Origin of the sequence: Pseudomonas sp. MIACH (assembly GCF_001269925.1) — a bacterium.
In the GTDB taxonomy this organism is placed as follows: Bacteria; Pseudomonadota; Gammaproteobacteria; order Pseudomonadales; family Pseudomonadaceae; genus Aquipseudomonas.
This window is the reverse complement of sequence record NZ_LHVO01000069.1, coordinates 77149-90532: the sequence shown is the minus strand read 5'-3', so window position 1 is coordinate 90532 and position 13384 is coordinate 77149. Positions and strand designations below refer to the sequence as shown.

General features: G+C 64.8%; 1 protein-coding gene. It reads left to right on the top strand.

What is annotated here, in order from left to right; genetic code table 11:
- Positions 1-81 precede the first annotated feature (81 nt).
- Positions 82-12573 (top strand): filamentous hemagglutinin family protein, encoded by a 12492-nt coding sequence (locus AD670_RS30125; RefSeq protein WP_053140773.1) that lies wholly within the window; start codon positions 82-84, stop codon positions 12571-12573.
- Positions 12574-13384: the final 811 nt, after the last annotated feature.

Below are 13384 nucleotides of genomic sequence, written 5' to 3'. Positions count from 1 at the left end.
TCGCGCCCCTCGCCAACCGCCTAACCCTCATACGTGAGCGTGTCTTGCTCCCTGCGTGATAACAAAGAAGGAAGATCCCCGATGGTCCGCTGCAAATCACCGGTTAACCTGAAAGCCCAAGACACGATCCTGCGCCTCAAGCCGCTGGCCCAGGCCATCGCCCTGTTGATGGTGGCGGGCAATGCCCATGCGGCTACGGCGTTCAGTTCCAGTTGGTTTGCCGACAAGGGCGCGACCCAGGCGGCAACGGCCGCGCGGATCAGTGCCGGGCAGGTGCCGGGGGTTCCGACGCTGAACCAGCAGGCACGGGTCAACCAACAGTTGGCACGTTCCATCAGCACGCTGAACACCAGTGTCGCGGCGATTGCCGCGCAACAGGCCGCGCAAGCGGCGGGGCGCCAGGCTGCGTTCGGCCAGGTGTCGACGATTCCCGATGGCTTGGGCAAGGGCGGCTTGCAGGTGGACAACAGCCTGACCCAGGGCTGGACCAACGCCAAGGCGCCGACCCAGACCCAGGCCGGCGGCAAGACCACGGTGAGCATCGAGCAGACCGCCGACAAGGCGATCCTCAACTGGGAGACCTTCAACGTCGGGCGCAACACCACGGTGGACTTCCAACAGCAATCCAACTGGGCCGTGCTCAACCGCGTCAACGACCCCGATGCTCGGCCCAGCGAGATCCAGGGCCAGATCAACGGCGCCGGCACGGTGATGATCATGAACCGTAACGGCGTGGTGTTCAGCGGCACCAGCCAGGTCAATGTGCGCAACCTGGTGGCAGCGGCGGCGAACATTACCGATGAGCAGTTCACCCAGCGTGGCCTCTACGTCGATACCACCGGTACGCAACCGACCTTCACCGACGCGGCAGGCAAGGTCGAGGTGCAACGCGGCGCCCTGATCCAGACCCACAACGCCGCCACTTCCACCGATGCCGGCGGCTATGCCTTGCTGCTCGGCACCGAGGTTGAAAACGCCGGTACTGTCATCACTGCCAAAGGCCAGACGACCCTGGCGGCCGGCGACAGCTTCTATATCCGCAAAGGCGTCGGCACCGCCGGCAACGAACGCTCCACCACCCGTGGCAATGAAGTCGCGACGGCCCTCAACGCCGACAGCACTGCGGGCAAGGTCACCAACAGCGGCCTGATCATGGCCTCCACCGGCGACATCACCCTGACCGGCCATCAGGTCCAGCAAAACGGTGCGGCCCTGACCAGCACCTCGGTGGACACACGCGGCACCATCCATTTGCTCAACGCTGCCAGTGACACCACTGGCAGCGTTACCCTGGGCGAGGGCAGCACCACCGCGATCCTGCTGGACGCCAGCGGCAGCAGCGCCCTCAATTCCCAGAAAAACAATGGCCTGACCTCGTTCGATGGCAAGCCCGCCAACCTGATCACCGAGCAATTCAACCACTTGAGCGCCGTGGCCGACCGTACCGACCAGTCGCGTATCGAGATCGTCAGCGGCGGCACCGTGGACTTCCAGAAAGGCTCGATCACCCTGGCCACCGGTGGCCAGGTCGCGGTCAGTGCGGGCGGGCGCAGCCTGGTGCGCGACGGGGCCATGATTGACGTGTCCGGCGCAGTGGGCGTCAAGGTGTCGATGGAAGCCAACAACATCAAGATCAACGTGCAGGGCAACGAACAGCGGGATGCGCCGGTCAACCGCGACGATGGGCAATTGATCAACAACGATGTGTGGGTCGACCTGCGCGAGCTGGTGTTTGTGCCGGCCGGTACCAACGGCTATGCCACGGACCGCTGGTACACCGCTGGCGGCTTGCTGGAGGTTGGCGGTTACCTCGGCACCCAGGGCCACTCGGTGGGTGAGTGGATGGCCCAGGGCGGTACCGTGACGTTTACCGGCCAGGATGTGGTGACCCAAAAGGGCGCGCAGATCAACCTGTCGGGCGGCACTGTGGATGTGCAGGCCGGTTATATCCAGCAGACCTGGCTCAAGGGCCCGGACGGGCGCCTGTATGAACTGTCCAACGCGCCCGGCGACATTCTCTACTCCGGGTTCTACAAAGGCTATGAAGACGCCAGCAAGCGCTGGGGCCAGACCGATTTCTACTACAACCCGATGATCGCCAAGCAACGCCGTTTCGAGAACGGGTACACCGTGGGCCGCGATGCCGGCAAGCTGGTGGTCGGCACCACCAGCGCGGTGCTGGAAGGTCAGGTGGTCAGCGATGTGTTCCAGGGCGATCGCCAGACCCAGGCACCGAACATCAACCTTGACGGTTACCAGCAGTCGCAGAAGGCCATGGCCCAGCGCGCGCAGTTGATCATTGGCGGCTACACGCCGATCTACAACAAAACCACCGGCACCCTGCGCTATGCGCTGACCGGCAGCACCGAGCAGGTGCTGATCGACAGCAATACGCAGAAAATCGCCGATGGCCTGGACCTCACGACGGTGCTGCCAGCCGATCGCCAAGGCCAGATCGTGCTCGACAGTGACCAGCTCAACGGTTTCCAGTTAGGTGCAATCAAGGTCGCTGCCAACCAGCAGGTCAGCGTCAACGGTGCACTCAACGTGGCTGACGGTGGCGCTATCACCCTGCTCGGGCCAGGCGTCACCATCAACGCCAACCTGACGGCCCACGGTGGCAGCCTCCAGGCCGGTAACATCCTCAGCCAGGTCGATCCGACCAAGGACGGCGCTGTCGCGGACACGATCCTGCCGGGCGACGGCAGTGTGACGGTCGCCGCCGGGGTCAAGCTGGATGCCAGCGGGCGCTGGAATAATCTGCTGCTGGACGCGGCCAACGGCAGCGGCGTGGCCTATGTGAACGGTGGCAATGTGTCGCTGCGCAGCACGGGTAATGTGAACCTGATGGCCGGCAGCGTGGTGGACGCCTCTTCCGGCGGCACCCTCGGCGTGGATGGCCGGCTCGCAGGCGGCAAGGGCGGCAACGTGACCCTGGGCGCACTCGGCGCCCTGGGACTGGACGGCGAGGTGCGCGGTTATGGCGTCAACGGTGGCGGCACCCTGGCGTTGCAGGCGCGCAAGGTGCAGATCGGCGACAGCCCCCTTGCGGCGGATGCCGACACCCTGAAACTGGCCGCTGACTTCTTCAATAAAGGTTTTTCGGCTTACGACATCACCGGCAACGAGGGGTTGATCGTCACCGACGGTACGCAAGTCGATGTCACGGTCCCGGTGTATCGGTTGGGCGCGCAGGCGTCGTCGATCGCCACCGGCAGCGACCCGGCCAGTGCGTTGGAGCGCTGGACGCCCATGCTCTATCAGGAAGATCCGACCAAGAGCCTGTTGACCCAGCGCCGTGGCGCCGGCTTGAGCCTGAACGCGGGCTACGTCGACTCCACCGCCGAACAACTGGCAACCACTGCCCTGACGGTGGGCCAGGGCGCGGTCATCAATGTCGACCCAGGCCAGGCCATCAGCCTGCGCAGCGTTGGCCAATTGAACATGGACGGCACGCTGAACGCCTGGGGTGGCAGTGTGACCCTGGGGGGCATCAAGGCTGGGTCTGCCGAGGATGTGAATGCGGCTGGCCATGGTCGCTCCATCTGGGTTGGAGAACATGCGCTGATCGATGTCGCAGCGCGTGCTGCCACGGCGGTTGACAACCTTGGCCGCGCGTATGGCCTGGTACGCGACGGCGGCACCATCACTATCGGCGGCACGCTCGATCTGCAGACCGGGGTGGCCACGGCCAGTGACTTGTTTGTGGTGGTGCGTGAAGGTGCGCGCCTGGACGCCTCCGGCACCCAGGCCCTGCTGAATATTCCAGGGCAGGGCATGGTGCGCCAGGCCAGCAATGGCGGCAGTATCAGCCTGGCGTCCAATAACGGCCTGTACCTGGATGGCAGCTTTGTCGCCAGGGCGGGTGGCGCCGGCGCTGCGGGCGGCAGTCTCGCGGTCGCATTGGACAGTCCGCTCTACACGCTTAATACCGTGGTTGATCCGGTGCTCAAAGGCCGTGAATTGCTGATCAGCCAGACGCACCAGCGCCACGACCTGGCGGGTACGCCGCAGGAGGCTGCCGGCAGCCTGGAGTACGGCCATGGGCGTCTGGGAGTGGACCAAGTCAGCGCGGGCGGTTTTGACAACCTGGCCTTGATGAGCAACGGGCTCATCAGTGCCGATGGCGATGTTTCGCTGACGCTGGGCCAAAGTCTGCGGCTGTTCGGTACGGCCTTCGGTCTCAGTGAAAATGCCGCTGACAACACCCAGGTCAACCTGGCCGCACCGTATCTATTGCTGGCTGGCGTCAACACGCCAGGCCGGGACGGCTATGTGCGTCCGGCGATTGTGCTGCCTGTCCCGTCCCAGCGTGAAACCGCCGCTCAGTTCAACGCCCGCGCTAACCTGATCGATGTGCGCGACAGTGTGTTGTTTGGCGTCAAGGGTAGCCTGAGGCAGGCGGATGGCAGCCTGCTGGATGTCGAACGGCGTGGGTTTGACCAGGTCAACCTGACCAGCGAGGGTGACCTGCGGTTTCTGGCAGGGGCCAATGAGAACGGAGTCGCCCTGGGTATCAGCACCCAATTGCTGACCCAGGGCGACATGACCTTGCGCGCGGCGCAGTTGTACCCCGGCACACAGGTCGGCGCACGGGTGATCGCGGGCTACCTGGGTGAGGGAGGTATCAACAATATCCAGTTCGACCCGTTGCGTACCCTGACCATTGGCCGCACCGGCACGGCCGACGCCGCCATTCCCTATTCGGCGTTCGGCCGCCTGCAACTGGGCGCCGCCACGGTTCGCCAGGGCGGTGTGGTGCGGGCGCCGCTGGGGCTGATCGATATCGGCAGCATGGGCAGTAACCTGGTGCAACTGTTGCCTGGCAGTATCACCTCGGTCAGTGGCAAGGGGCTGGTGCTGCCCTATGGCGGCACGCTGGATGGCCAGGAGTACCGCTACAACGGTCAAAAGGTCACGTTTATCGGCCAGGGCGGGGTGGCCAACCTGAACAGCGACTTGAGCGTCGGCGTCATTCTGGGCGGTACCACCGTCGCCGTGCAGCCGGATGCCACGCTGGACCTCTCCGGCGGTGGCGAACTGCTGGGCGCCGGCTTCATTTCCGGGCGCGGCGGTTCCACCGATGCGCGCTATAACCCGCTGGTGCAGTTCGGCGCCAACGGCGGGTTTGTGCTGCCGGGCCTGTCCACCAACCCGATCTATGCGATTGTGCCCGGAGTACAGCCAGGCGCGGCGCCGGTGGCGGCGGAGGGCGGTGCCGTGGCGCCATTGATCGGCCAGCAGATCACCATCGGCGCCGGTGTGCCGGGGTTACCGGCGGGTACCTACACCCTGATGCCGTCGACCTACGCCCTGATGCCGGGGGCCTTTCGCGTCGAGATCAATGGGCTGGCCGGGCTAGGCGGCGATGGTGCGACCACGCTGATGCGCAATGGCTCGTGGGCTACCTCGGGGCAGCTGTCGATTGCCCACACGGGGATCAGCAACAGCGTCGCCAGCCAATTGATCCTGACCTCGGCCGATACCCTGCGCCGTTATTCCCAATACAACGAAACCAGCTACGCCCAGTTCGCCAGGGCCGATGCAGCCCGGATCGGCGTGCCCCGGCCGATGCTGGAAGCCGACGCCAAAACCTTGAAACTGTCGCTGCGCCCCGGTGCGGGTGCGGATGCCTTCTCGTTCGAGGGCATCGGCCGTTTCGATGCCGCGCCAGGCGGCTACGGCGGTACGGTGGCAGTGCTGGACCCAACCTGGCAGGGGATCGAAGTGGTCGGCGCGGGCAAGTCCGCCACTGCAGGCTTCGCCGGCATCACGCTCAAGGCCGACACCCTCAATGCCTTGGGTGCATCGCGGCTGGTGGTGGGCGGCATGACGGTGGTGGAGTACGGCCAGTCCGGTAACTTTATCAACCTTGCATCCGGTTTGAATGGTGCCAACAGCACGGTGACGTTGCGCGAAGGGGCAACATTGGCGGCCCCTGAAGTCTTTCTGGTGAGCGACACCGGCGCAATCGTGGTGGAGCAGGGCGCCTCGATCAACACCCTGGGGCGCGGCAAGGCCAGTTACGACGCGCGTGACGGGTTTATCTATCGGGTTGCCAACATGCTGGCGGTGTCCAACGGGCTGCTCAATGTGGTCAGTGCGCCGTCGCCAAACGGGGTCAGCGGCGGGATTAACATCGGCGCCTGCGACGGCGGCACGTGCAGCGGCCAGACCGGCCTGTACTCCGATGGCAGCATCGTGGCGCTGACCAACAGTACCTTCCAACTGGGCGACCAGGTGCGCTATGGCACGCGTCACCTCAACCTGGGTGTCAGCACCATCAACCTGGGCAGCGCCGAAGCCCTCGCCGCTGCCGGAAACCGCGTGCCGGCCGGCCTGACCCTGACCCAGGCGCTGCTCGACCGCCTGCTGCGCGGTGACACGCAATTCGGCGCGCCGGCCCTGGAAACCCTGCAGCTCTCGGCCCGTGACAGTTTCAATTTCTACGGCACCACGTCCCTGGACACCTATGACCCCGTCACCGGCAAATCACTGCTGAACAACCTGATGCTGTCCACCCCGGCGATGTATGGCGCCGGGGCGGCCAACGATGTGGCGACGATCCACACCGCCAACCTGATCTGGCTGGGCGCCACCAACGCTCCTGGCGCGGTGGTGACGGGCGGGGCGGGCACTGGCAGCGGACGCCTGGACATCAACGCCGAGCGTATCGAATTCGGCTATGGCGAGTTCGGTCAGCCGAGCAATGTGAAGAGTTTCGACCGCTTGGCCTTGGGGTTCGCCAACGTCAACCTCAACGCCAGTGAACGCATCACTGCCAACCACAAGGGCAGCCTGTCGGTGTACCAGCGCCAGGGCGCGTATGACCCGGTCAACGGCTTCCAGTACAGCGGCGGCAACCTGACGATCCGTACACCGCTGATGACCGGTGAGGGCGGCTCGGTGAACACGATCAAAGCCGGCGGTGCGATTGATATCGGCGCGTCGGCAGGCCCCCGTGGCACGGCCAACGGCCAGGGGGCCGAGCTGTCCCTGCAAGGCGACAGCATTCGTGTGGCCGGTGCGGTGGTGTTGCCCAGCGGCAAGGTCAGCCTCAGCGCCCGGGGCGATGTGGTCTTGACCGATGACGCCTTGATCGACGTGGCCGGCCGCGCCATTGCGTTCAACGATGTGACCCAATACGGCTGGGGCGGCGATGTGTTGCTGGACAGCCGCAGCGGCAATATCCGCCAGGCGGCGGGCTCGACCATCGACCTGTCGGCCCAGCACAACCAGGCGGGTAAATTACGGGCGGTGGCCACGGATGCGGCGGCCGGGACCGTCGACCTGCAAGGCAGGATCCTTGGCAGCAGCAGCGGTTATTACGCGGCTGGCGGCACCTCGATGCCCTACCAGGCCGCCACCGTGGAACTCCAGGCCCAGCACCTGGGCGGCAGCGGTTCCCTTGACCAGCAGTTCGCCGACCTTAACCAGCGCCTCAACCAGGGCGGGGTCTTCGGTGCCCGCAGCTTCCAGCTCAAGCAGGGTGACTTGACCATCGGCAACGGGCTCAAGGCCGGTACCATCAGCGTGTCCATGGATAACGGCAGCCTGCGCGTGAACGGCCTGGTGGACGCCAGCGGTGAGCGGGTCGGCAGCATCAACCTGGCCGGCAAGCACGGCCTGACCCTCGACGGCACGGCGGTGCTCGACGCCCATGGCAGCAAACTGCGGGTGGACAGCTACGGCAAGATCATCGACTCGCCCAACCGCGCCATGGTGGTGCTGGGCTCCGGCGACGGCCAGCTGACCCTCGCCGAGGGGGCACGTATCGACCTGCGTCACGGTACTGCTGCGACCGGCAATGACGGGCGCAGCCGCGGTACGCTGGAACTCAACGCGCCGCGAGTGGGCGGCAATGACATCGCCATCGACGCCCGTGGGCAGTTGACTATCCAAGGCGCGCGTTCGATTGCGCTCAACGGCATGATCACCTACGACGACGCTCCCGAAAAAACCGACCCTACCGCCAGCGGCAAGCCGTATCAGGAAATCACCCAGGGCTACCTGGATGGCAAGCACGCCTTGAGCGACGCCTTTATCAAGGCTGCGTTGCAGAACAGCAACCTGCTGCAAAACAAACTCGCCGGATTGAACAACGCCACCTACGCCGATGCTTTCCACCTGCGCCCTGGCGTGGAAATCATCAGCAAGACGGCGGACGGCGATCTGGTCGTGCAGGGCGACGTGGACCTGTCCCGCTACCGTTACGCCAGCCTCAACCCCCATAGCCAGCAGGACAATGCCGTCTACGGCTCGGGTGAATCCGGCAGCCTGACCCTGCGCGCCGGGGGTGACCTGAATATCTACGGCAGCATCAACGACGGCTTCGCACCGCCGCCGGCGTCTGCCGATGACAAGGGCTGGGTACTGTTGCCCGGTATCGACTACCGTGGCGGCACGGTGGTGGTGCCTGGCAACGGCGTGACCCTGGCCGACGGCACCGCCTTCCCGGCCGGCGCTACCCTTAACTATGACCTGCCGATCAAGGGCCTGACCGTCGCCGCCAATACGCGTTTGCCCGTGGCCGCGACGTTGGGCCAGGACCTGGTATTGCCTGCGGGCAGCGTCGTCGCGGCCGATGTGCGAGATGCCGGCGGCACTCTGTTGTTTGCCGCCGGTACCTTGCTCGGCGAGGCGCAGACCTTGGTGGCGGGCACGCAACTGGGTGCCGGTACGCTGTTGACCGAGGGTACCTTGCTGCAAGGCATGACCTGGCCAAAGGGCGTACCGCTGCCAACCGTGGACCAGGCAGGACTGACCACTAACATTGTGCTGCTCGATGGGCTCAAGGCCTTGCCCAAAGGTGCGTTGATCCCTGCCGGCACGGATGTCAAGTTGCCTGCCGGGGTCCAGTCGGTGGCGTTGCGCGCCGGTGCGGCCGGGCAGCTTTGGGCAATTTCGCCGATGCTTGCCGAAGGCACCCAGTCGTGGTCGCTGCGCCTGGTCGCAGGCGCCGATACCGAGGCTGCCGACAGTCGTATCCTGCAAGCGCACCCGCGCAGCGGCGACCTGCATCTGGCGGACACTCACTACGGCATGTTCGCCAAGGCATTACCGCCCCGTGGCGTGGAAACCTGGACGGCTGCTGGGGTCACGTACCTGGCGGGTGCCGGGGTGACCGTCAAGGCTGGTGATCCGATCGACCAGCGTGTGCTCGACGGCCTCAACGAGGGGTCAATCGATGATTTCTGCGGTGCATCCCCGCAATTCTGCAAGACCACGGGGGCTTACATATTCACTCCGGCGGCAGTCGCTCGATTCGCGAGGAAGGGCATCATCGTAAAGGCGGGGGACGAGGTCACCGAGGCGCTGGCGTTCAGTTTCAGTCAAATTACCGTGGAGCAACTGTGCGCGAGCCCCACGTATTGCCAGATGAAAAACCCGCAGGAATACGCCGCTGCACCGGCAAGCACGCGCTTGAGCGTGATCCGCACCGGGACCGGCGATCTGGAGTTGCTGAGCGCGGGCAACCTGAGCATGGACTCGTTGTATGGGGTGTACACCGCCGGTACATCTTCTGCCGGTACCTTCCAGGACGACCCCTACAATCAGCCGAAGGCTAAGCAGGGGGCCACCGTGCTGGGTGATCCTGGCAGCCTGTTCGAACAGTTCGTCAACGGCTCGTCCACGAGCTTGTACCGGGCCTGGTATCCAGAGGCCGGGGGCAATCTGACGATTAATACCGGGGGTGACTTGACCGGTGATATCACCAGCATCGCCCAGAGCAACATCGGGCGACCCAACCCCAAGGATGTCGGGTTCGATTCGGCGGCAATCGGCAACTGGCTATGGCGCCAGGGCAGCAGCGATGTGGCGACGGGTGGCCAGGCTCAACCGAGCGCCTGGTGGATCAATTTCGGCAGTTACACCGCAGCGGCTGCAGGCGCGGACAAAATGCTCGGTTTCACCGGCTTCGGCACCCTGGGCGGTGGCGATCTGGCTGTCAATGTCGGCGGTGACGCCGGGGTCTTGAACACCCTCGGTTATGGCTTCGGCAACGATGCCGTAAACCCCCATAGCCAAGGCCTGGTCCTGGCAGTGGGCAGCACGGGCAGGGTCGCCAGCGATGGCAGCCTGCAAGTGACCGGTGGGGGCGATCTGCGGGTGCGCATCGGTGGCAGCATGAACCCTGCCAGTGTTGTCGTTGCCAATGCGGACCATCGTGACGGCATGCTGGTCAATCTTCGCGGTGATGTGCAGTTGCGCAGCGCCAGTGTAGGCAGCGTCGATTTGCTGTACGGGGCAACCTCTACCGAACAGAGCCCGGGCGAGACCCGTGCCTTCGACCCGCTGGTCTCGACCCGTGGCGTGGCGCGCGGTGGGCTGACCCTGGTGCCGGGTGACGCCACGTTCAACGTGCAGACCCTGGGTGACCAGGTGGTGAAAACCGTCGAAGACCCGGGCCGGGTGCCGGTTAGCCATTCTTCGCCTTTTGCACAAGGCACCACCCTCGGCACCGGCAGCAGCTGGTTTACGCTGTGGACCAAGGACACGGCCATTGATCTGTTTTCCTTGGGCGGTAACCTGACCCCCGTCAGCCTACCCGGCACGCCGGGTGACCTGGCCGTGGCCTACCCGTCAATCGTCAGGGCAACGGCGGCCGGCGGCAGTCTGTATTACGGTAAAGCGGCCCGGGCGCAGGAGAACTCTGACCTCAACTACACAGACCCCTTGATGTTGGCTCCCGGGCCGGCCGGCCAGTTGCAGTTCCTCGCCCAGGGCTCGATCTACGCCGGTGGCATGGCCGTGAGCCAGTCCGGGGCGGCGCCGAGCGCGATGGCAACCCCTTGGAACCCTGCGTACGAGGCCCGTATTGGCAATGCTGTAGTGGTCAGCAACCTACCGCCCACGGGTAGCCTGGTCAGCCTGTCGCTGTTGGCGTTCGGTTCCGGCACGGCAGCCGCGTCATCGGCTGGCAGTGCTGAGCCGGCGCGTTTTTATGCGATAGACGGGGACCTGGTCGGGGTGAGCAGTGGCCGGATAATCACGTTCAGCAGTAACCCTGGAGCGTTGCATGAAGGTGAGACCTGGTATGAAGGGAATGGCCCGGTCCGGATGATGGCCGGGCGGGATATCGTCAGCAGTGGGCGTAGTTTTGGTGTGGACAGGACGGACGCGCCTTCGAGCAATAATCTGTTCCTGCACAAAAACGCCAACGACATCTCCATCGTGTCGGCCGGTCGCGACATTCTCTACAGCAACTTCGAGGTGGCCGGGCCTGGCCTGCTGGACGTGTCGGCAGGCCGCAATATCCTGATGACGGGACCTGCGGGCGAGTACAGCGTGACCAGCCTGGGCGGGGTATTGCCAGGTGACAGCCGCCCCGGCGCGAGCATTGTGATGCAGGCCGGTGTCGGCGCCAACGGGCCGGATTACCAGCGTTTTGTCGAGCGCTACCTGAACCCTGTCAACCAGGCACAAGCGGGCGAGTCGTTGCAGGGGGCCAAGGTCGCCAAGACGTACGAAAACGAACTGGTTACCTGGCTCGCCGAGCGCTTCGGTTTTGTCGGCGACAGCGAGCAGGCCCGCGCCTACTACGCGGCGCTGCCCGCCGAGCAGCAACGGATATTTGCCCGCGACGTGTACTTCGCCGAACTCAAGGCCGCCGGCCGCGAGTACAACCAGGACGGCAGCGTGCGCCAGGGCAGTTACCTGCGCGGTCGCGCGGCGATTGCGGCGCTGTTCCCGGACAAGGACGTTGCCGGTAACGCGATCACCTACCAAGGCGACATCACGCTGTTCAACGGCTCGGGCGTACACACCAATGCCGGTGGCTCGATCCAGATGCTCACCCCAGGCGGCAGCCAGACCTTCGGCATCGAAGGCGCGGCGCCGCCGTCGACAGCGGGTCTGATCACCCAGGGCTCGGGAGATATCCAACTGTATTCCCTGGGCAGCATCCTGCTTGGCCAGAGCCGCATCATGACCACCTTCGGCGGCTCGATCATGGCCTGGACCAGCGAGGGCGACATCAACGCCGGTCGTGGCTCCAAGACTACCGTGGTGTACACCCCGCCCAAGCGCGTCTATGACAACTGGGGCAACGTGAGCCTGTCGCCGTCGGTGCCGAGTACCGGTGCTGGGATCGCCACGCTGAACCCGATCCCGGAAGTGCCGGCGGGGGATATCGACCTGATCGCACCGATGGGCACCATCGATGCGGGGGAGGCGGGCATTCGGGTGTCGGGCAACGTCAACATCGCCGCCTTGCGGGTGGTGAACGCGGCGAACATCCAGACCCAGGGCAAGTCGTCCGGGGTGCCGGTGTCGGCCACGGTCAACACGGGTGCCATGAGTTCAGCCAGCGCGGCGGGGGCGGCGGCGTCCCAGGCCGCAGAAGACGCGGCGCGCAGCCAGCAGGCGGCGTCCAAGCAGGGCCGGCCGTCGATCATGACCGTGGAGGTGCTGAGCCTGGGCAGCGAGCCGTTGCCACGCGAGCCGGAGCCGCAGCAGAAAAACTCCAGCTACAACCCCAACAGCCCGGTGCAGGTGCTGGGCGCGGGGCCGCTGAGTGAACAGGCGCGGGCGCGGTTGACGGATGAGGAGCGTAAGCAGATCAGTTTGTAGCGTTTCAGAAGGACCTCTCGATGTACCGTTCGGGGCGATCAGTGATCGCCCCATTTTTTTGGCGGATCAGAGGGGCGGCGACCTGATAATCGACCGGTGTTGTGGGGTGTGATTCGGTCAAAACTGTGGGAGGGGGCTTGCGCCGATAGCGGTGTGTCAGCCAGCCCCTCTATCAACTGTGCCGCCGCCATCGAAGCCTCGCTGAAGCTCGACATCTCCCACAGGGGATCAGCGGTGCCCACGAGATTTGCAGCCGGGCAGCTTCCCACCTGCCAACCGGGCTCAAATGTGGGAGGGGGCTTGCCCCGATGGCAGTGGGTCAGTCAAAGATGCATCAACTGATACACCCTCACCGAGGCATAAGTATCTACACAATTTTCAGAGACTGGCGAGTTCCCCTGTGGCGAGCGGGCTTGTCCCGCGTTGGGCCGCGTAGCGGCCCCAAAACAGCCGCTATGGAGTTTCTGATACACCGCATTCAGCTTTACTGGGGCTGCTACGCAGCCCAACGCGGGACAAGCCCGCTCGCCACAGGGAGATTTTGTCAGGGGCTGAAAAGTTGTGTAGATACCCACGCCCCGATGACGGTAGACCAGTCGATGTTGCTGTGACTGATCCGCCGCTATCGGGAGCAAGCCCCCTCCCACATTTCCAACCGAGTACACCGGGCACAACTCCGCTCAGCTCTAGGGCCGCCGATGCAGCCCCCGGAAAAATTGCCTCCCTCACAATTCAAAATGAAGCTTTCATGACAAAAGTTCGGTAGCTCACAGCCACTTCCGTCTTGCCTATGTAACGCGCTGGAGGCCGC